The organism is Flavobacterium kingsejongi, from assembly GCF_003076475.1.
In the GTDB taxonomy this organism is placed as follows: domain Bacteria; phylum Bacteroidota; class Bacteroidia; order Flavobacteriales; family Flavobacteriaceae; genus Flavobacterium; species Flavobacterium kingsejongi.
On record NZ_CP020919.1, the window covers coordinates 1949391 to 1970466 of the forward strand.

At 43.4% G+C, this 21076-nt stretch carries 20 protein-coding genes; 10 read left to right on the forward strand and 10 right to left on the reverse strand.

Annotated features, from left to right (window positions below; translation table 11 throughout):
- From FK004_RS08435 to FK004_RS08445, 3 genes are all read right to left on the reverse strand, one after another.
- Nucleotides 1-3276, reverse strand: coding sequence for a SusC/RagA family TonB-linked outer membrane protein (locus FK004_RS08435; protein ID WP_108736873.1), 3276 nt, complete (start codon nucleotides 3274-3276; stop codon nucleotides 1-3).
- Nucleotides 3277-3356: 80 nt separating this feature from the next.
- The gene (locus FK004_RS08440) at nucleotides 3357-4286 is read right to left on the reverse strand and encodes a FecR family protein (RefSeq protein ID WP_227871689.1); all 930 of its coding nucleotides are present in this window, start codon (nucleotides 4284-4286) and stop codon (nucleotides 3357-3359) included.
- A 77-nt stretch (nucleotides 4287-4363) separates the two neighbouring features.
- Nucleotides 4364-4894 carry a sigma-70 family RNA polymerase sigma factor gene (locus FK004_RS08445; RefSeq protein ID WP_108736875.1) on the reverse strand — a complete coding sequence of 177 codons (531 nt, stop codon included), beginning with the start codon at nucleotides 4892-4894 and terminating at the stop codon, nucleotides 4364-4366.
- Nucleotides 4895-5190: 296 nt separating this feature from the next.
- Between FK004_RS08445 and FK004_RS08450 the strand changes: the two genes are divergently transcribed.
- Complete coding sequence (locus FK004_RS08450) at nucleotides 5191-6264, forward strand: phosphatidylinositol-specific phospholipase C1-like protein (RefSeq protein ID WP_108736876.1); 1074 nt, start codon at nucleotides 5191-5193, stop codon at nucleotides 6262-6264.
- Between the two features lie 67 nt (nucleotides 6265-6331).
- Here FK004_RS08450 and FK004_RS08455 read toward each other — a convergent pair whose 3' ends face one another.
- From FK004_RS08455 to FK004_RS19425, 3 genes are all read right to left on the reverse strand, one after another.
- Nucleotides 6332-8239 (reverse strand): metallophosphoesterase family protein, encoded by a 1908-nt coding sequence (locus tag FK004_RS08455; protein ID WP_108736877.1) that lies wholly within the window; start codon nucleotides 8237-8239, stop codon nucleotides 6332-6334.
- 163 nt (nucleotides 8240-8402) lie between these two features.
- Complete coding sequence (locus FK004_RS19420; RefSeq protein ID WP_227871690.1) at nucleotides 8403-8918, reverse strand: GlxA family transcriptional regulator; 516 nt, start codon at nucleotides 8916-8918, stop codon at nucleotides 8403-8405.
- Nucleotides 8918-9361, reverse strand: coding sequence for a DJ-1/PfpI family protein (locus FK004_RS19425; protein ID WP_227871691.1), 444 nt, complete (start codon nucleotides 9359-9361; stop codon nucleotides 8918-8920). Before FK004_RS19425 ends, FK004_RS19420 begins: the two co-directional genes overlap by 1 nt.
- Before the next feature lie 313 nt (nucleotides 9362-9674).
- Here FK004_RS19425 and FK004_RS08465 point away from each other — a divergent pair, with 313 nt between their 5' ends.
- The 5 genes from FK004_RS08465 (at nucleotide 9675) to FK004_RS08485 (ending at nucleotide 11800) form a co-directional block, all read left to right on the forward strand.
- Nucleotides 9675-10082, forward strand: coding sequence for a VOC family protein (locus tag FK004_RS08465; RefSeq protein WP_108736878.1), 408 nt, complete (start codon nucleotides 9675-9677; stop codon nucleotides 10080-10082).
- Nucleotides 10083-10107: 25 nt separating this feature from the next.
- The gene (locus FK004_RS08470) at nucleotides 10108-10509 is read left to right on the forward strand and encodes a DoxX family membrane protein (protein ID WP_108736879.1); all 402 of its coding nucleotides are present in this window, start codon (nucleotides 10108-10110) and stop codon (nucleotides 10507-10509) included.
- Nucleotides 10510-10529: 20 nt separating this feature from the next.
- A complete protein-coding gene (locus FK004_RS08475; protein WP_108736880.1) occupies nucleotides 10530-10958 on the forward strand; it encodes a VOC family protein in 429 nt (142 codons plus the stop codon).
- 192 nt (nucleotides 10959-11150) lie between these two features.
- On the forward strand, nucleotides 11151-11405 hold the full coding sequence (locus FK004_RS08480; RefSeq protein ID WP_227871692.1) for a hypothetical protein: 255 nt from the start codon (nucleotides 11151-11153) through the stop codon (nucleotides 11403-11405).
- A 20-nt stretch (nucleotides 11406-11425) separates the two neighbouring features.
- Complete coding sequence (locus FK004_RS08485) at nucleotides 11426-11800, forward strand: VOC family protein (protein WP_108736882.1); 375 nt, start codon at nucleotides 11426-11428, stop codon at nucleotides 11798-11800.
- Here the strand turns inward: FK004_RS08485 and FK004_RS08490 are convergent.
- The 4 genes from FK004_RS08490 to FK004_RS08505 form a co-directional block, all read right to left on the reverse strand.
- Complete coding sequence (locus tag FK004_RS08490; protein WP_108736883.1) at nucleotides 11797-13029, reverse strand: cation:dicarboxylate symporter family transporter; 1233 nt, start codon at nucleotides 13027-13029, stop codon at nucleotides 11797-11799. The two genes, FK004_RS08485 and FK004_RS08490, sit on opposite strands and share 4 nt — an antisense overlap.
- A gap of 98 nt (nucleotides 13030-13127) precedes the next feature.
- Nucleotides 13128-13679: a hypothetical protein gene (locus tag FK004_RS08495; RefSeq protein ID WP_108736884.1), complete on the reverse strand. Its 552-nt coding sequence runs from the start codon at nucleotides 13677-13679 to the stop codon at nucleotides 13128-13130.
- A gap of 34 nt (nucleotides 13680-13713) precedes the next feature.
- Nucleotides 13714-15789, reverse strand: a complete 2076-nt coding sequence (locus FK004_RS08500; RefSeq protein WP_108736885.1) for a TonB-dependent receptor family protein — start codon at nucleotides 15787-15789, stop codon at nucleotides 13714-13716.
- Nucleotides 15790-15958: 169 nt separating this feature from the next.
- Nucleotides 15959-17242 carry a PQQ-dependent sugar dehydrogenase gene (locus FK004_RS08505; protein ID WP_108736886.1) on the reverse strand — a complete coding sequence of 428 codons (1284 nt, stop codon included), beginning with the start codon at nucleotides 17240-17242 and terminating at the stop codon, nucleotides 15959-15961.
- A 171-nt stretch (nucleotides 17243-17413) separates the two neighbouring features.
- On the opposite strand from FK004_RS08505, the gene FK004_RS08510 reads away from it, so the two are divergent.
- From FK004_RS08510 to obgE, 4 genes are all read left to right on the forward strand, one after another.
- Nucleotides 17414-17941: a phosphoribosyltransferase gene (locus tag FK004_RS08510; RefSeq protein WP_108736887.1), complete on the forward strand. Its 528-nt coding sequence runs from the start codon at nucleotides 17414-17416 to the stop codon at nucleotides 17939-17941.
- A 66-nt stretch (nucleotides 17942-18007) separates the two neighbouring features.
- Nucleotides 18008-18580 (forward strand): adenylate kinase, encoded by a 573-nt coding sequence (locus tag FK004_RS08515; RefSeq protein ID WP_108738788.1) that lies wholly within the window; start codon nucleotides 18008-18010, stop codon nucleotides 18578-18580.
- 61 nt (nucleotides 18581-18641) lie between these two features.
- Nucleotides 18642-19865, forward strand: coding sequence for a hemolysin family protein (locus FK004_RS08520; protein ID WP_420358896.1), 1224 nt, complete (start codon nucleotides 18642-18644; stop codon nucleotides 19863-19865).
- 139 nt (nucleotides 19866-20004) lie between these two features.
- Nucleotides 20005-21012 (forward strand): GTPase ObgE, encoded by a 1008-nt coding sequence (obgE, locus tag FK004_RS08525; protein ID WP_108736889.1) that lies wholly within the window; start codon nucleotides 20005-20007, stop codon nucleotides 21010-21012.
- Nucleotides 21013-21076 lie beyond the last annotated feature (64 nt).

Genomic DNA, 21076 nt, shown 5'->3' on the forward strand with positions numbered 1-21076 from the left:
TTATAATTTTAAGGTTGCACCTAATAAAAATGTTCTTGACGTAGGGTAACTGGAATAATCGATTCCGAGGGATTGATTACCACCATTGGATTTCGGGCTGTTGATTAACGGATCATATCCGGTATAGTTGGTAATCGTTAGCAGGTTCTGCCCGGTTACATAGAGCGTAAGCCCCTGCATCCATTTCAGTTCCTTGATGTCGAAAGTATAGCCTAAACGTGCAGTATTCAGTCGGATAAAATCAGATTTTTCAAGGAAGAGGGTGGACAATTGCGGTGAATTGGATGGGTTGGCACCCGATTCATAGTAGCCGGTAGCCACGTTACGGTCTGAAGAGAGGTTGTTGATGTTTAACGCATTTAGGCCGGTATTGTTCAACAGATAGCCTCCGGTTTGCCCGATGATTGAAAAAGAGAAATCAAAGTTTTTATAACGCATCTGGCTGTTCAGTCCGTAATTGAATTTCGGTAAGGCACCTTCAATGATCACCCGGTCTTTACTGTTTATGACTCCATCGCCATTGGTATCCCTGAAAATATCTTTGCCGTTCTCATCAAATCCGTCATGTTGTAAGAGGTAGAACGATCCGGCAGCATATCCGCTTCGGTAAATATTCGCGTACACACCCGATTGTCCCGGTCCGGAAATGGTTCCCGACAGGATTTCCGAAACCGGAAGCCCTTTGATTACATTATTCAGTGTGGCACCATTGACATCCAGCGACCACTTGAAATCTTCGGTATCCACAATGTGGGATCCCAACATAAATTCAAAACCTTTGTTGATGATTTTTCCATCGATGTTGACCCAAATCGTATTGGTAGGGCTCAATACCTGTGAAGGTATATTCAATATGGCATCGGTTGTTGTTTTATTAAAATAATCCAGTGTTCCATACAAACGCCCTTTCCAAAAACTGAAATCCAGTCCTACGTTGTATTGTGTTACCACCTCCCATTTTAAATTCGGGTTTGGGGTACGGGCCACCGATACACCATTGACTAATTCCAGGTCATCGTAGAGGTAATACCCATCCGGGCCTGAAAGCGCATAACTGGCTTTGGTGATTTTGTTTTGTACTTCCTGGTTTCCGGTTTGTCCCCAGCTGGTGCGTAACTTCAGGTTTTCAATACTGCTGGATGCATTCAGGAAATTTTCCTTGAAAATATTCCACCCTAAGGCAAAAGAAGGAAAGTATCCGTACTTGTTGTTTTCTCCAAAACGGGTAGATCCGTCGGCACGCATCGAAGCGGTTAAAAGGTATTTGCCATTAAAGGTATAATTGACCCTTCCAAAATAGGACTGTAATTCATTCTCCTGTGCGAAACCGGCTACACCCGACTGTACACCTGCAAAACCGGGATTGTTTCCTGGATTGATGCCCACATTCTGGTCGGAAACGCCGTCAATGCTAAAGCTGCTTCCGGAACGTTCGAATTTCTGATAGGAGAAACCAGCCAATGCTTCAAACTTATGTTTGTCTGCCAGCAGGTCATAGGTCAGGTAATGTTCGACAAGGGAATTTTTAGACTCCATGTTGTTTTGAACGTATTTCCCTTTGGGGTTGAGGTCGGTAAGGTTCGGATAGATCGTGGTATTGCGTTCTGCAATCGAGCGGTCAATACCGATATTTAATTTGTATTCCAGCCCTTTTACAATGCGGAATGAAGCTTCCATATTCCCCAATACGCGTAATGTCCGGGTCTGGTCTTCATAGATGCTCAATAAATAAGCAGGATTGTAATGCGCATTCATATTGAAGTTGGTATACGCGCCATTTTGATCAAATACCGGGCGGGTAGGATTGGCCATAAGGGTATGAATAATCAGCTGGCCATTGGATCCCCCATCATCACTGGTCGGCACCCCGTTATCTTCGGTTTCACTCGCTGTCAGGTTGACTTTTACTTTAAGGCGTTTGTCATCCAGGAATGATTCCGATGCATTGATACGACCCGAAGTACGTTTGAAACTGCTTTGGTTTACAATTCCTTCCTGGTTCATCTGGGCGAGGGAAGCATAGTAATTCCCGGAATCGGTTTGTTTGGCAAAAGACAACGAATTGTTCTTTGTGATGGCTGTACGGTAAATGACGTCCTGCCAATCGGTACTGGCACCATGATCAAAAGCAGGATCGGTAATTGCCGTCCGGTAGGTATCTGCGGAAAGCACATCCAGTTTTTTGGCGACAGTCGATAGTCCCATGTAGGTATCTAATGTCAGTGTGGCTTTTCCTTTGGATCCTTTTTTGGTTGTTACAATGACCACTCCATTGGATCCCCTGGCTCCATATATAGCAGCAGCAGAGGCATCTTTTAATACGGTAATCGATTCAATATCGCTGGTATTCAGGAAATTCAATGGATTTTTGGCTGCGGAAGATCCAAAGCCCACATTGGTTCCACCCGGACTCACATCATCATTGGATAACGGTACTCCATCGACTACGAAAAGCGGTGTACTTCCGCTTCGGATAGAACCGACCCCACGGATGCTGACATTTACTCCGGCTCCTGGCTCGCCACTGGATCCTACCACACGTACTCCGGCCACTTTTCCCTGTAACAGGTTATCTGCGGATACATTGATTCCCTGTCGGGACTGATCGGCATTCAACTGTGTCACCGCTCCGGTAACATCGGCCTTGGATTGTTTTCCATAGCCAACGACCATGACTTCACTCAGGTTAGCTGCATCGGGTTCCAACTGGATGGTAAGTGTTTTCCCCGTCACCGTCACTAATTTGGTTTTATAGCCTACATAGGATACGGCCAGTGTTTTTCCTTCTTCGACAGTAATTTCAAATTCTCCGTCTACATTTGTTATGGTACTGTTGTTCTTCCCGGTTTCTGCAATAGTGGCTCCCGGAAGTGGCAGTCCGTTTTCGTCCGTAATTTTTCCTTTTACGATTTGCTGTATCAAAATTTGATTGGCAGCAACTGTAGGGATTTTTTTGATCAGCACCAGTTTGTCATTGATGGTATAGCTGAAATGGGCTTTATGGGATAAATCGTTCAGCACATTTTCCAATGGTTCCGTATAGGTGATAGTATAACTTGTCTGATCTTCGATTACAGCTTCCCCATAGCTGAATTTATATTGTGTTTGGCGGCTGAGCTGTGAAAAAATAGAAACCAGTGTCGCTTTGGCGGAATTGATTTTTGCCTTTGGTGGTGCATTTTTCAGTTCTCTGCTATATCCGGCATGAAAAGAAAGTAATGCCGGGACTAAAAGCAGGAAGCTTTTAAGTTTAAAAGAGGTAATTTTAAAAGACATGATTTAAGGTGTTGGTTTTACGATGCTTACTAAGGGCTGCTATTAGTAGTGTAATTGCGGCTTGTTTTTTTGATTTGTAGTTAGTTGACTTTTACTGTATTCCCATAAGTTTCAAATTTTAGATAGGTGATATAATTTATTTGTTGTAGGATGCTTTCTAAGGATGCTTTTTGTGCCACGAATACGGTGACGCGTGTATCAGGAATAGTTGTATTGGCTAACTGGAAGTTCACACCATACTTATAATGAAGGAGTGAGAACACTTCTTCCAGCGGTACATTATTCAGGGTGATATCCTGTTTGTACCAGTTGTTAAGCAATGCTTTGTCTGCTTTTTGTCTGGTCAGTTTTTCAGCTTCAAATGAAGCTTCTTCCCCGGGAATTAAATCGATACTGGCAGTGGCAGTGGTAACATTTACTTTTCCGGTGACTACCGCTACATGGCATTGTTTACCAGAAAGCTGGATGTGAAAGGAAGTTCCCAGTACTTTTGTTTCGAGCTGGCCGGAGGTAATGATAAAAGGATGCTGTGCATCTTTGGCAACATTAAAAAAAGCATTTCCCTGTAGCAGTTGTACTTTTCGGGTCGCTCCAGTAAATTGGGCAGGATAGTGAAATTTGGAATGTGCGGCCAGGTAAATTGTTGAGCCATCGCCCAGTTTCAGGGAATCCGGGGCCTGCATTGTGGTAAACGTCAGCATTTTTTCGACAGTGCCGGCTTTGGGCTTGAGGAGTATTCCGAGTCCCAGGAGTAAGAGTATACTGGCAGCGGCAATATACCGGAGATAATGCACCGGACGCTCTTTTTGGTCGATGTGTTTCAGGATTCCGGCATATATCTTTTCGGATACCTGTTCTTTATTTCCCATTGTAGGGGTGTCCCATTCCGGGGTCTTATATTCTGAATGCATAAAATCATTCAATACATTTTCTTCCGCTTCTGAAGTACGTTTCCGGTTGCTTTTCTCAATAAGATATCCGAGGATATGTTTGCTTTTTTTAATCATCATTAGGGTATAGTTACCTATAAGTACCGTAAGTGATGAATCGTACCATCGAAAATTATTATGAAACCGTTAACACAAGGTTATGATAAAAGATGAGCCAGTACACTGCTCAGGACTCCTGCCCAGGCATGGTCTTTTACGCCGGAACGGAGTTGTTTCAGGGCGAGTGAAAGCTGATTTTTTACAGTTTGTTTGGATAGGCTTAATTCGGTAGCAATCTGTTCGATAGACATTTCCTGGAGTTTGTGCATCAGGAAAATTTCTTTTCTTTTTTCCGGGAGCCTGTCAAGAAGTAGGTACAGCTGATCGGCCAGTTCAGAATCGGCTGGCGGTAGGTTTTCGATCAGGTAATTTTCAAATTTGTCTTCCAGAACAGTTTTATCCATCCGGTTCATTCTGTAGTTTTTAAAGATCTGGTTTTTTACGGCGCGAAAGAGGTAATGATCCATCGCCACAATTTCAACCTCTTTTCTTCTTTCCCAGAGGTCGATAAAAACATCCTGGACTACATTTTGTGCCAGTTGTTCATCCTGGGTCATTTTAAATGAAAACACATTTAATTTTTCCCAATATTCAGTATATACTTTTTCAAAGTCTTTACGGTCTTCCATTTTAAAAAGGCATAATATCGGTGAGGTGCAAAATACGGGATTGTATTGGCGTCCTGTTTTTCGTTAAAGTTATGTTTCAATTAATTAAAGGTTTACCCTCTTTTAAACCAACGGAATTTTTGATTTGTTTTTTTTAGACTAACACTGGCTTAACCTGAACCGCTTAATTTTACCACCATTATGTACCGAATAACCATTTGTTGTAGGATGTGTTAGGACGTACTTTCTACTATAGGCTTCTGCCCGGATTGTACCCACAAGTACTATTTACTCATTACATTTTAATTATACCACGTATGAAGTCTATTACATTGCTTACCGCTTTCCTGTCTGCAGCAGCAGTTTTTCAGGCCAATGCACAAAATGATACTCAGCACCTGAATAAGATTCAGGTTATCGGGTCACACAACAGTTACAAAAATGCTATTGAGCCGGCATTGCTAAAGGTGCTGATGGCAAAAGATTCTACACATTCGCTCCGCGGCCTCGAATATGAGCATATTTCAATTACGGATCAGCTGAATATGGGATTGCACAACCTCGAGATTGATGTGTATGCCGATAGTAAAGGAGGAAAATATGCCCACCCAAAAGGCCTTGAACTGGCGAAGCCAGATCGTGCTTATGATCCACAGGGTGTGATGCACCAGCCGGGATTTAAGGTGTTGCATATTCCGGATATTGATTTCCGGAGTTCCAGCCTGACCTTTGAAGCCTGTCTGCAGACTTTACAAAAGTGGTCGGATGCGCATCCGGGACACGTTCCGGTTTTTATCACACTGGAACCGAAAGATGGAAGCGCTAACCGGTTTGGTACCCAACCGGAAAAATTTACCCCAAAATTATTTAAGGAACTGGATGGCGTAATCAGGCGTGTCCTGGGATCGGATAAACTGATTGTGCCGGATGATGTGCGGGGGAATTATGCTACACTGGAAGCAGCCGTACTGGCAGGCAACTGGCCCACAATGGCACAAGCCAAAGGGAAATTCCTTTTTATATTGGATGATAGCAACGAGAAACGGGATTTGTATAAGAAAGGGCATCCTTCCTTAAAGGGACGTACAGTATTTATCAATGCGGAACCGGGAACGCCCGAAGCGGCAACTTTATTTCGCAATGATCCAGAAGATAGTACTATCCCGGGGCTGGTTAAAAAAGGATACATCATCCGAACCCGTGCCGATGCCAATACCGAAGAAGCCCGTGCGAATGATTACACTCATTTTAAGGCGGCCCAAAATTCCGGTGCGCAAATTATAACGACAGATTATTACCAGCCGAGTACATTTTTTAATTCTCCCTACCATGTGAAATTTGACGATGCAACCTATGTAAGGCCGAATCCCGTGAATGGAAGCGAACAGTAAAGAGTCAGCGTACTATTCCAGGACTTAATAAAGAGCGGTTCCCTTTTTGGTAAGGTGCCGCTCTTTTTTATTGCGGCCGTAAATCCTGGACTGCCCCGGATTTTAAATCCACCTTAAAATGACTGGAGGGTGCACCACTTAAAAACCGGTTCAATATGGTAAGGAAAAGCCCTAATTTATCCTGGATAGGATCTCCTTTTTGCTGGTATTTAAAAAAGGAAGCGGCAAGGTATTGATACTGCCTGATCCGTTCCGGACCTATATCGGATAGTGCAAGCTGATCGGCACTGCGAATACGGTAAAAGTCGGTGATAAGGTCGAGCCCGTTCCACTGTTCAAAATCACTAAGTACCAGTTTATTTTGTCCTAATTCTTTTTGTGTTTTCTGCAGGCCTTTTTTCCACTTTTTCAGATTGCCTTTTTTGTGCAGGAGTGTTGTAGCATAATCATCGGAACTCATCCGGGTGAGTGCTAACAAATCGGCACCACTTACCTGTAACATGAATTCTTTAAATGCTTTGGGCCAGTCATCGGGTAAAAATCGGAGCCGTACCAGTTCCTTCAGGTGCCAGTCGGTAAAGGCGTGGTAATTTTTAGCTTCAAGTATCGTAGGATCCCATAGTTCAGGATGGTTTTGACTTTTCAAAAAGGCATATTCCATACGGTATAAGGCAAATAACTCATCAAACCGGGGCACAGTATCGATGGATATTGTATTCACTTCCAATATTCCGTCAGGTTGTACCGTCAATACTTTGTAGGCAGGAATATAGGCTGCAAGTGAGGGTGTTTGTATGTTGACCAGTGTATTTCCTTTCTTCGTTTTTTGGATTCCGGTATCGTTAAGGTGCATGTGCCCGCCAAAATGAATTTTTAATCCTGCATCTGCAAAAGTCTGTGCGACTTCTTCTGAAGGGACGCGGTTGAGTTGCCATTTGTCTGGCCCCATCAGTGCGCTAATAGCTTCGGAGGCTCCATCGTTAAATTCGACCATAGGGTAATGACTGAAAGCGATCAGTGTCTTGCCTTGTTGCTCCGCTTCCATCGCTATTTTATGTACCCATTCCACTAAATGTTTTTTATGTGATAGGACCTGATTGTAACCAATCCCAGCCTCGGAATAGCTTTTTGAATTTTTGGGATCGCTGGCCTTCGTGTCTTTTGGGATATACACATTACCATCTATGGCAAGCAGCCAAAGTCCCGGGGTTGGTTCTACAAGATAACTCACATCCGGTACGGTATAACCGGGAGCCACTTCATAAGTTCTATTGGACAATGCTGCCGCCGTTTGAGCTTTAGCATACGAATAATTTCCAGTGGAGTAGGTGCTAAAAGGAGTGGGCCAATAGCGGTAGCTTTCTTTCGGGAAGAAACCGAATTCCTGCAAATGATCGGTAATGCCCGAATAGCCCATTTTGGTAATATCACGGGTGATGACAGCAGGAAGGATATTTGAATCGGGTTTGTAATTCCCGGTGGTACTGAAAATCGGCTGCCGTTTCCCGCCTTCCCCGAGAAAATCATCTTTTCCCGATTCCTGAGCGAAAGGGCCTACAGGGTCATGGTTTCCGGTAGTGATAAAAAACTGTATGTTGTACGTTTCGGTATAATACTGCAACAGTTGCTGAAGGCCCCGAATGTGGAGTGGCTGCCCGTCGTCGCTGTAATCTCCGGGAAGTGCGACATAATGAATCCCACGCTTTGCAATATCCTCTAAGGCTGCCAGGAAGGCAAAATAATTCTCGTTAAAGATCCGGGTGGAATGCAACTGGGATTCCATCGTCCGTAATAAGGTGTATTTTCCAGTAGTAGGATTCCAGATTCCTTTATAAGGATTGTCCTGTAGCGTCCCGTATAAATCCTGCAGGTGTACATCGGCCAGGAAGGCGATTTGTACTGTATCCGTTTGTTGTTGTGCGAGAAGAATGATAGGGGTGGTGAGTAAGAAAAGGGTAATGAGAAATCGATTCATGGATATAGGACTAAGCAACGCGTACAGACAATCAGGGAATTGTGTATGGCGTTGTATTAATCTGCTAGGATAGGCAAAAAAAGGGTAAAATAATTTAAGCCAATGTTATATAACCGGAATGCTTGTGTTAGGGGATAAGGCTCATCCTGTGACAGTGTAAAAATTAATTGCGTTGGATATTGAACTTCTCCCGATAAGCCGTAGGCGTCATTCCCACATTTTTCTTAAAGAGCAACCGGAAGGTTTTGATGTCATTATAGCCTGATTCCTGCATTACATCCAAAATGCTGCAATGGGATTGTTCCAGGATTTTTTTGGCAGCTTCGATACGGGTTTTCTGCAGGTATTCGATTGGGGTAATTCCCGTGGCGAGCTTAAAGCGCCTGGCGAGGTTTCTCCTGCTGGCAGGAACATCGGTGATAATTTCTTCGATTGTATTGGCACTGCTGAAGTCAATGCTAATTTTTTGCTGGGCCATTTTAACGAGATCGTCGCCATGATTTTCCGGAGGAGCAAAAGTACCGAAGTAATTCTGCTGTGCACGGTCAATATCTATAGAGAATATTTTGGCGGTACGGACACCCATTTCACGGCTGCAATAGATTTCAATCAGCCGGATCATCAGGTGAAAACTGTTTGTAGCACCACCGCTGGTATACAGCCGGTCTTTTTCGGTCACTACCGCATCCGACTGCAGGTGTACTTTGGAAAAGCAGTAGAAAAAGCATAACCCGCATCAATATGTGTGGTTGCCGGGCGATCGTTTAATAATCCGGTAGCAGCCAATAGAAAAGCACCCGTACAAAAACTGGCCAAAGCGGCGCCTTGCTGGTACTGTTGTTGCAGCCACGGAATCAGTTCAAAATTTTGTTGCAACTCTGTTAATCCTTCCGATCGAAAAGCAGGAAGCAGGATCAGGTCATATATTTTGGTGTCCGCCTGTTGTAGTATGTACCCCGGGTAAGGTGCCGGTTCCCACTGTGGTGCATGAACGAGATCGATGCTAAAAAAGGGAGGCTGTCCGCTTTCCTGGTAAAAACGATTGACCGTTTCAAAAACGTCCAGAATCGCTGCTACACTTAGCAATCGGTGATCCCGGGTCAGTACTATGGCTAATTTCATATTCCTAAATTTTGATAATGCTATTACAAATGTATGAAATTGAAGGATAGGTGATTTGGTGTTTCAAATGACAAACTGATTGCAATTAAACGATTTGGTACGCACTTCTTACTCCTTACATCTTCCCCTCTTCCTAAACACCTTCTTTAAAATGTCTCAAATCCCCCTTATAGTTGACTGTAATAGACAGTCGACCGTACGGAATTCTGTTGTATTTTTACATTATAATTATTTAGGCTTTTTAATTGTATAATTAGTCGTCTAATTATTAAATAAGTAGTTATTCGTAAATTTACTAACCAAATCTATTTGTATGGCAACTCAAGTTTTTATTAATTTACCCGTAAACGACCTCAAACGATCTATTGCTTTTTTTACGGCATTGGGGTATCAATTCAACCCACAATTTACGGATGATAATGCTACCTGTATGATCATCAGCGATACTATTTATGTAATGCTTCTGGTGAAGCCCTTTTTTAAAACGTTTACACCAAAAGAAATTTCGGATGCATTTAAAACTACGGAAGTTTTAATCTGTCTTTCTGCGGAAAGTCGGGAAGCTGTCGACGATTTGGTTACAAAAGCGGTGAAAGCGGGAGGTAAGGCACCGGCAGCGAAACAAGATCAGGGCTGGATGTATGGCCATGGCTTCGAAGACCTGGATGGCCATTTGTGGGAAGTAATGTATATGGACCCAAATGGAATGCCGCAATCATAGTTATTAATCTAATCTTATACAACGTATGAAAATAGCAATTGTAATTGTTCGTATCCTGTTGGGACTTTTATTTCTTTTTGCTTCGGTGACCTATTTTATGCATGCTACACCGCCACCTGAACTACAGGGGAATGCAAAATTGTTTACAGATGGGCTTACTGCTTCGGGATATATGATGCCTTTGGTGAAAAGTATAGAGCTGCTTTGTGCCATCGCTTTCCTGAGTGGTCGTATGGTCACGCTGGCGAATATTGTAATCTTACCCGTAACCGTAAACATCCTGATGATTAATATTTTCCTGCTTCCGGAAGGGCTTCCCATTGCCCTGGTCGTTTTTTTGGCAAATCTGTTCCTGATTTATGCGTATCGTGACAATTATAGGACTGTTTTTCGCCTGAAACGAAATGAAAACAATACACTTACATAACTTTATTATTTACAATTTTTATGGCAACAATTAATCCGTACCTTAATTTTAAAGGTACTACAGAAGAGGCATTCAATTTTTATAAAACAGTTTTCGGAACAGAGTTCATCGCACTACAGCGATTTGAAGGTGCTCCGGGCTGTGATGGAATGCCTGTAGAAGACCAAAACAAAATCATGCATATCGCACTGCCGATAGGAAAGGATAATGTGCTAATGGGAACTGATGTGACTGATGCGAATAAATTTGACCTCATCGTAGGAAATAATTTCTCGATGTCATTGAATACGGATGCCGAAGCCGAAGCGACTACACTTTTTACAGCCTTATCGGAGGGTGCAGAAATCAGGATGCCCTTGCAAAAAACATTTTGGGGAGCTTACTTTGGGATGCTGGTTGATAAGTTTGGCATTCAGTGGATGGTAAACTACGATTACGAACAGGAATAGTTTTTACCTTATGGATAAAACCACTTTAAAGGAACATATAAAGCTCGGTATTTTTGTAGGCGAATAGGAGACCAGCGGTTGTGTTTTTGCCACCGAAACTTCCCAGGCAGTTGCTATTCAGGTACTGATGTCTATGAATGGCTTCCGGGTGGTTTTTTCCTGTTACACCGGGTAAAAGTTACCATCGGAAATGTGGGAACAGAAAGTACGGAGATTATAGGCTGGAATGCCAAGGAGCAGCTCTTCTTAGTGCGTAGCTTTGATGCTTTTGGCAATTGTGAAGAATATTCGATGGATTTGTGTAGTGGATTCCTGTCATTCCGAAGTACAGAACTGCGGTTTCGTGGCGCTTTTTCGGAAGATAAGCAGGAGCTTTCCGGGATTTGGGAAAAAGATGATGGCGTTGGCTGGTATCCACAGATGGAAATCAGGGTGATCCGTCGGTAATGCATTTAAAAAAAGATAGTATGCTACAATTTAAACAAGCATTCAGTAGTTTTTCAGTGAAAGACCTGGAAGGTGCTAAAAGATTTTACGGGCAGACCTTAGGGCTTGAAGTCACCACAGGAGCAGAAGGCGTGCTGGAATTACATGTTCGCGGACAGGATATTATTATCTATCCGAAATCTGATCATCTGGCGGCAACATTTACAGTGCTGAATTTTACCGTAGCCCATCTGGCCGCAGCGGTACGGGAACTTTCTAAACTGGGTGTAGTATTTGAAAAATATGATCTTCCCGGAATCCAGACGGGGACGGATGGTATCTTTAGGGACGGTGATAGGGCTATGGCCTGGTTTAAAGATCCAGATGGAAATGTGATTGGCCTGATCGAAAATTAATCGAGCTTCATTGGATTCTCGACCTGCAGGAATTCATTTTCATTTTTGGAAATTACAATCGTTGCCACACCGTTCCCGATAAAATTGGTAATGGCGCGGGCTTCGCTCATAAATTTATCAACGCCCAACAGGAATGCAAGGCCTTCTACCGGGATTTTATGAATGGCCGTCAGCGTGGAAGCGAGTACGATAAAACCACTTCCGGTTACACCGGCAGCACCTTTGGAAGTAATCATCAGGAGCCCGATGATGGTTAGGATTTCGCCAAAGCTGAGGTGTACGTCATAGAGTTGAGCCAAAAAGATGATACACATGGAAAGGTAGATGGAAGTACCGTCCAGATTAAAGGAATAACCGGTAGGGACGACGAGCCCGACCACCGATTTGCTACAGCCCATGCGCTCCAGTTTTTCCATAAGGCTTGGCAGCGCAGGTTCCGAAGAGGAAGTGCCCAACACAATGAGCAACTCTGCTTTCATAAACTTCAGGAAATCCAGGATACGAATCTTGTAATACCGTAAGATACTGCCCAGTACCACAAATATAAAGAGCGCCATCGTGATGTATACGGTGACCATCAGTTTTCCCAATGGAATTAATGTCTGCAATCCAAACTTTCCGATTGTATAGGCCATTCCCCCAAAAGCACCTAATGGGGCAAGGTACATGACGATTTTAAGAACCCTGAAAACCACTTTAGAACATTTATATAAATAGCCTACAATAATTTCCCTCTTACTGTAATAATTCAGTGCGATACCGCAAATTATAGCGGCAAGCAACACCTGTAGCGTGAAGTTGTCCAGAAAAAAATGCCACCAGTCAAAATCGGTTTTGGGATTGGTGGTGTATTGGCTGGCATCCTGAATGTCGAGACCTGACTTGTCGATTTTTCCCGGTTGAATAATATAGGCGGCAAGGATTCCAATCGCAAGGGCAAATGTGGTAACTACCTCAAAATACAGTAGTGCCTTGATACCGATGCGCCCTACTTTCTTTAGGTCTCCCATACCACTAATACCCAATACAATCGTCAGGAAGATAATCGGGCCGATAAAAAGTTTAACTAATGAGATAAAAGAATCGCCCACAACTTTCATTTGTACTGCAGTATCGGGTTTATAATTCCCCAACAATATTCCTGAAACAATAGCAATCAATACCCAAAAGGTAAGATTGGTAACGATATTAAATAGTAAACTGTTTTTTTTGGTTGGTACGTCCTGCATGATATAGCCTTTGTATAAAAAGTGGCTAATATATCATTTAATTTGAGAAGTAAGCGATCACAGGAAAAATGTAAAACTATAATGCTCAGTGCCTGATTTTATATTTTTCTCAGCAGTTCTTTGGCGGCAGCCTGATAGGCAGGGGAATGGTGTGCGAAATCCTTGGATAGTATATCCCGGAGTTCGGGATATACCCAGTCTATCTGTTTTCCGGTTTCGTATAATGCCCGCATCGCATAGGCCTTTGTGGCTGTCTTACTGTCGTTAATCAGCCAGTCGAAGCAGGATTCAGTAATTAGGATAATCTGTTTATCATCTAAAAAAGGAAGATTGTGTTTTGCTTTTTTGCTATGGTGCTTTGCGGCAAACATACAGATTTTGGAAATCGATCGCAGCGCACCTTCATGACGGTATTCCGAAAGGGTACGGCAAAACAGATCCAGGTAGGGAACGAGCCATTCAATTTGGCTTTCCAAAACCAGCTCCAGTATCCAACAGGCTTTATGGTGGTTTTTATCGTTAAGGTTAAATGTTACTGACATAAGGTCCGGAAATAATTCGGGATGTTCAAAGATATAACCTGAATTAAAATCCCGGCTGGGACGGTGTGCCGAACTGTTTTCGATATTGCGGTAGAGCGTTTCATTCATCTTTTCCGGAAATTACAGTGGCAAAATACAACAATTAAAAAGAATAATTAAAAGAGAGACTGGCATAATAGTTTACGGGTAATCCGGGATAATAATACCGTGGAGTAGCACTGCCCACACCAGTAGCATTTACCAATACCATTGCTGCATACTTCTCATTTAATGCGTTGTTGATGCCGGTGGCAATGTGGGAAGTGAAACCCGGGAGCAGGGTAAACCGGTAGCCGGTTTTAAAATTGACAATCCGGTAAGCATCGGAATACATGGTATTTCCATCATTTAAGGGAATACGGTCTACGAATTCAAATTCTCCCGAAAGGTATAGGCCAAAACGGCTCGTGATCATAATACCGCTATTCACCTTGTTCGAGGGTACGCCAGTGAGGTGGTTTCCAGAAAAATCGGTTCCGTTATTCAGGAAGGTGTCAAATCTATAGCGTCCCAAAGAGGCTGTTGCAAAAGGCTGCACTGAAAAAGTGCCGTTTAGCGAAGCGTTGTAATGTATACTGACTTCAAGGCCCTGATGAATGGTTTTGCCGGCATTAATCCCGATGTATTGGTCATCACCCACCCGTTGGGCAACAAGCAGGTCTTTGATCTGCATGTGGTACAATGTGATTTCGGTGTATAATCGTTTGTCCAGCCAGTACAGTTTACTGCCGATTTCAAAATTATATCCGGTTTCGGGTTTGATTTCAGCATTGATATTTCCCGAATCGGTAAGGGTTTCTGCGACACTGGGCAACGAGAATCCTCGGCTGGCCGAAGCATAAAAGGTTTGATGACTGGTAGGTTTGAACAGGAAAGCCAGTTGTGGGGACCAAATGGGGTCATAACTATAGGTTTCCGGAGGCGATTGAGGCATTCGGTTCTCGAGTTCAAATTGTGTCGTGTTAACGCTTAATCCGGCCTGTATTTCGGTTTTTGGGGAAAATTGGATCCGGAACTGTAAAAAAGCATTGTAAAACTCCCGGTATTGCTGGGTATCGGAAATAGGATTGCCTTCGAGGCTCCCCACGCCATTGTTTTGCTGGTACAGGTTCTCAAGCGTTTTACCTTTATAATGATCCCGAAAATATTCGAAACCTGCAATAAACCTGCTGTCCAGGCTGGCGATATGGAAATTCCCGGTGAACTGCGTACGTCCGCCAAATGCGGCTGTTTTTTGTTTTAGAATATCAAAAGGGCGAGGCTCGTTGCTGTCCTTGGTAGCGGCATACACAGAGGTATTGTTCCGGATGCCTGGTGACAGGTCGAATTCGTAGGAAAGGCCCACCATATAAGCGGTATAGTCTTCAAATCCCTTAGCGGCTTTCCAGGTGGGCGCGGCTAAAGAGGGTGTTTGCTCAAAACTTTCCCGGCTTACGGAGCTCGGGATAAAAGCTTTCATGTCGGTATAATTGGCAATGTAGGTGAGTTTGCTGTGGGGTTTCCGAAACAGCTCGCCGGCCAATGTAACCCCTTCCCGGTTGTAGGCACTGTTTTCGCGCCATCCGTCAGTTTTGAGTTTGTGGTAGTTGATGTTCAGGCTGGATTGTGGCGTGTCCAGGCTGTAATTGATATTGTTTTTGACCAACCCGAATGAGCCGTGTGTACTTGTGATGGAAGCGGTGCTTCCGGGAGCAGCGGCAGTAATAGGCGTGAGTAGGATGGCGCCGCCCAATCCTGCACCATATACACTGGACAAAGGCCCTTTGATGATTTCAACCTGTTGTATGTTTTCAATATTGAGGTCTTCGATAGTGGTCTCGGCATCTCCGGAGGTGAGTGGAATGCTGCCATAAAAAGCACGGATCTTATTGGTGCCGTAGGGTGTCCGGGCACCGATGCCACGAATACTGATGCGGTTGGTGTTGATCACAGCAGACTGCATGTACACTCCTGCAATACGATTCAGTGCCGGGCTGATGTCCGTAAGGTTATTCCGCTGGAGGTCGGCAGCGCTTACGATGCCAATTGCAGCAGGTGCATTGAGCAGGCTGTCATTGATATGGAAGGCGCTGATGTGGACTATTTCCAATTGCTGCGAAAGGGAATCTTTGGGTTTTTCCTGGGCAGATGCCAGAAAGGCAGTACCCAAAAAACAGAGTAAAAAGTAATATTTGGACATAGGCCTTTACAGTGTAGATAAGCGGGTTTATGGTGTAAGAGTAGCCCCGATGGAAACAATTATCCTTTTTCCCGGACCGATAACTCCCGGCCGGGAAAAAGATAATGTGTACAGCGGGAACAGGGATCAATGGTAAATCCCGAACCTTTTGCTCCTTAATAGTTGTAGTTTATTTTTTATTGGCGGTTACTTGCCAAATGGTATTGGCACTGTCATCATTCACCAATAGGGAACCGTCTTTCATCACTGTGACAGCTACGGGACGGCCATAGACTTCGGCTTTATCTTCATTGGCGATAAATCCCGTCAGGAAGTCCTGTGGCTTGCCGGAAGGTTTACCGTCTTTAAACGGAATGAATAAGACTTTATACCCGCTGAGTTTGGATCGGTTCCAGGAACCATGCTGTCCTACAAAAGCACCATTTTTATAACTGGCAGGAAAGGCATCTTTAGTATAAAATGCAAAACCGAGGGAAGCGGTATGCGGGCCAACGGGAACGTCAGGAACAATGGCTTTGGCCACCAGGTCTTTGGCGTGTCCTTTCATACGGGGATCTTCGATTTGCCCATAATAAGAATAAGGCCAGCCATAAAAGCCGCCCTTTTTAACGCTGGTTACATAGTCCGGAACCAGTTCGTCACCCAGTTCGTCACGCTCATTAACAGCAGTCCACAATTCGTGATTGACCGGATTCCAGTCCATCCCAACAGGATTACGGATCCCACTGGCATAGATGATTTCGCCAGAACCATCGGGATTGATTTCAAGGATATTGGCACGACGCACTTCTTTATCCATGCCATTTTCGCCGTTATTACTCCCTGAGCCTACAGAAATATATATTTTAGAACCGTCGGCACTGGCCAACAGGTTACGCGTCCAGTGGTTGTTATAGCCACCTGCGGGAAGGGTTACGATTTTTTCGCCTTTGCCTTCCAGTTTCAGTTGGCCTTCTTTATAAGGAAAGCGGTATAAGCCGTCAGTATTGGCGATATAGAAATAATTGTTGAGTATGAGCATACCAAAAGGTTTATTGAGGCCGTCTTTGAATACCTGGCGGGTTTCAAATACACCATCTTTATCACTGTCGCGGAAAACGCTAATCTGGTTGGCACTACTGGAAGTATTGCTTTCTACGACGAATATATCATTATTAGGAGCGATATACGTCGAACGCGGATTTTTGAGGCCGTCGGCAAATTTAGTAACTGTAAATCCGGCGGGTGCTTTTGGTGTCGTTCCTACCGGCCAGTCTTTCATACTGCTGTTCTTGGTTACGGATTCTGAGGAATAAGGTGCAGGAAGTACCAAATCGCCAATAGCGGTTTTGACAGTTGTGCTGCCTTGCTTGGCAATGGCTTCTTTTTCAGATTTTTTTACCTGGCCGTTACCATTACATGAGCTGAGTAATAGTCCTCCGGCGAGGAATAAATAGAGGGGAATGGTTTTCATAGATTTGGGGTTTTGGAAGTTATTTCATTGCTAAAGAGTACAATTTACCAAATTCAGAATCGGAATAAAAAAGGAAGCTCTAATATTAATTATTATTTAACTGTTAAAAGTAGTTTCCATAACTCGCTACAATTTCTGTATATTTGCAAATTATTTTAAAAACTAATACAAGTGATACAAATTCACGATAAAGAGTTCGTACCTTTTTTAAGTGCCTCAGCCATTGATAGTGCGATAGCAGCGATGGCCCAAAAAGTAGCAGAAGACCTGCAGGATGAAATCCCAGTTTTCATCGGTGTACTGAACGGTGCATTTATGGTCGTTTCCGATTTTATGAAACACTATTCGAAGCCCTGTGAAGTAAGTTTTGTGAAGATGGCCTCCTATGAAGGGACTTCAACAACCAATGATGTGAAACAACTGATCGGGCTGAACCAGGATTTATCCGGGAAAACAGTGGTGATTATTGAAGATATTGTCGATACAGGAAACACAGTAGTGGAACTGAAAAAGATATTTGAAGGCCAGAACGTAAAAGATTTTAAAATCGCCACCCTGTTTTTCAAGCCGGAAGCGTATAAAAAAGATATCAAAATTGATTATATTGGTATTGAAATTCCAAACAAATTTATTGTAGGCTTTGGACTGGATTATGACGGATTAGGGCGTAACCTGCCGGAAGTATACCAGCTAAAGTAAATGAATGGGGCATTCCCAGTGTCTGCCCAGATCCAATCGAACAACTATAAACAACCATACAACAGAATGATTAATATCGTATTATTCGGGAAACCGGGAGCCGGAAAAGGAACACAGGCAGAATTTTTAAAAGAAAAATACCATCTCACGCACATTTCTACTGGAGATGTTTTTCGTTACAATATTAAAAACAATACTGATTTGGGCATCGAAGCTAAATCATACATGGATAAAGGCGAACTGGTTCCGGATGCAGTAACCATCAAAATGCTACAGGATGAGGTAGAAAAAAATCCGGGTACGAAAGGATTTCTTTTTGACGGGTTCCCAAGGACACTGGCACAGGCAGAAGCTTTGGAAGCATTTTTAGCGACTAAAGGCTGGTCTATTACCGCGACAATAGCTTTGGAGGCTGATGATGAGATTTTAGTGCAGCGTTTGCTGGAAAGAGGGAAAACGAGTGGACGACCAGACGATCAGGATGAAGATAAAATCCGGAACCGTTATGAGGAATACAATGAGAAGACAGCTCCATTAATTGAATATTACCAGGCAAAAAACCTGTTCCGTCCGGTAGATGGAATCGGCTCTGTTGCTGAAATCACCGAACGCCTGAGTAAGGTGATCGATAATCTATAATTTATAACCCTTGGAAATAGCCATAATATTTTTCTTAATTCTCCTGAACGGAGTTTTCTCGATGTCGGAAATCGCTTTGATTTCTGCACGGAAAAATCGTTTGGAAACTTCCGCTAAAAAAGGAAATGCCAGTGCAAAGACTGCATTGGATTTAGCCAATTCACCCAATAAATTCCTGTCTACAGTACAGATTGGAATTACACTGATTGGTATCCTTACCGGTATTTATTCCGGGGATAAAGTGACCACTGACGTTAAAGTATTCCTGGATAGTTATCCGGCATTACATCCTTATTCCGGAAATCTTTCGGTAGGGATCGTTGTGGTTATACTGACCTTTTTCTCCCTCGTACTCGGAGAATTGGTTCCCAAACGTATCGGATTGAACTATCCGGAGGCCATTGCCAAAATGGTGGCGGTACCGATGAAAGTCATTTCGATTATTACGGCGCCTTTTATCTGGTTGCTGACCAATTCTACGGAATTCCTGTTGAAAGTGTTCCGGATCCGTCCGACCGCTGATGGGAAAGTAACCGAAGAAGAGATTAAAGCGATCATTAAAGAAGGTACTGAAGTAGGGGAAGTTCAGGAAATTGAACAGGATATTGTGGAACGTGTTTTTCACATTGGAGACCGTAAGGTAAACTCGCTGATGACACACCGTAAGGCTCTCGTATACCTTTCTATGGAAGATAATACGGAAGAACTTAAAGCTAAAGTGCTGGAAGAAATCCACTCGGTATATCCGGTTTGTGAAGATAACCTGGATGATCTGGTTGGGGTGGTACTGCTGAAAGATTTATTTGCCAATTTTGAAAAAGGCACGGTTGACCTTCGGGCGATTACTAAAGAACCGGTCTACCTGATTGAGCATACCTCGGCATATAAAGCTTTGGATGTTTTTAAGAAAACCAAGGTACACTATGCCATCGTTACTGACGAATACGGCGTCGTACAAGGTATGATTACCTTAAATGATATTTTGGAAGCCCTCGTAGGAGATGCTTCTGATTTTTACCATGAAGAATTTCAGCTGATCGCCCGTGAAGACGGAACGTGGCTGGTAGACGGTCACTATTCGCTGCATGACTTCCTGACGTATTTTGACCTGGATGAGCTCATCAATGATTATGAGGTCACTACAGTAAGCGGATTGATTATGACCGAACTATCCTATATTCCCAAAGAAGGCGAAAAACTGATCTGGAACCTGTTTGAACTGGAAGTAATCGATATGGACGGGGTGAAAATTGACAAAGTATTGGTACGTTCCCTAAAAGAATAAAGTCACGGAGCGTGACAGCAAAAATAGCGTTGGATTTCAAAGCCGGCCATCGCAGGCTTTGATAGTGTTGAATGAAGAATAACGAATGCCGGATGATAAGGATTAAAAACCACAGCATCGAGGCAGTAAACAAAACAAAATGACAGAAGGAAATTTCGTAGACTACGTAAAAATTTATGTTTCATCCGGGAAAGGCGGAAAAGGATCTACGCACCTGCACAGGGAAAAATTTATTGAAAAAGGAGGCCCTGACGGAGGTGATGGCGGTCGTGGTGGACACGTTTACCTGATTGGAAATAAAGGATTATGGACGTTGTTCCACCTGAAATTTGCAAGACACGTCAAAGCCGGTCACGGTGGCGATGGTGGAAGCGCACGAAGTACAGGTTCTGATGGAGAAGATAAATTTATCGAAGTGCCGTTAGGAACTGTAGTACGGGACAAAGAAACCGATGAAATCCTGTTCGAAATTACCGAACATGGGGAAAAAAGAATTATAGCCAAAGGTGGTAAAGGTGGTTTGGGGAACTGGCATTTTAGGAGCTCCACCAACCAGACACCACGGTATTCCCAGCCGGGTATGCCAGCGGAAGAGAATGATATTGCACTGGAACTGAAAGTGTTGGCGGATGTAGGCCTGGTAGGTTTTCCAAATGCAGGTAAATCGACATTGTTGTCGGTGCTTACTTCTGCAAAACCAAAAATTGCCGATTATCCTTTTACGACCTTAAAGCCGAATTTAGGAATCGTCGCTTATCGTGACTTTCAGTCTTTTGTAATTGCCGATATCCCGGGGATTATTGAAGGTGCTGCAGAAGGAAAAGGACTGGGGCATTATTTCCTGCGTCATATCGAACGGAACTCAACATTGCTGTTTTTGGTACCCGCAGATGCGCCAAGTATCAAGGAAGAATACGATATCCTGATCAATGAGCTGACGAAATACAATCCAGAGATGCTGGATAAAGAACGCCTGTTGGTTGTGTCCAAATGCGACATGCTCGATGAGGAACTTCAGGCAGAGATGAAAATACAAATGGATGCCGACTTTAAGGATATTCCATATATGTTCATTTCTTCTGTGGCACAACAGGGATTGACAGAATTAAAAGATAAACTTTGGAAAATGCTGAACGAAGAAGTATAAGCCTAAAATAGAATACTATAAAAAAGATCACCTTTTCGGGTGGTCTTTTTTTATGGGTTACTAA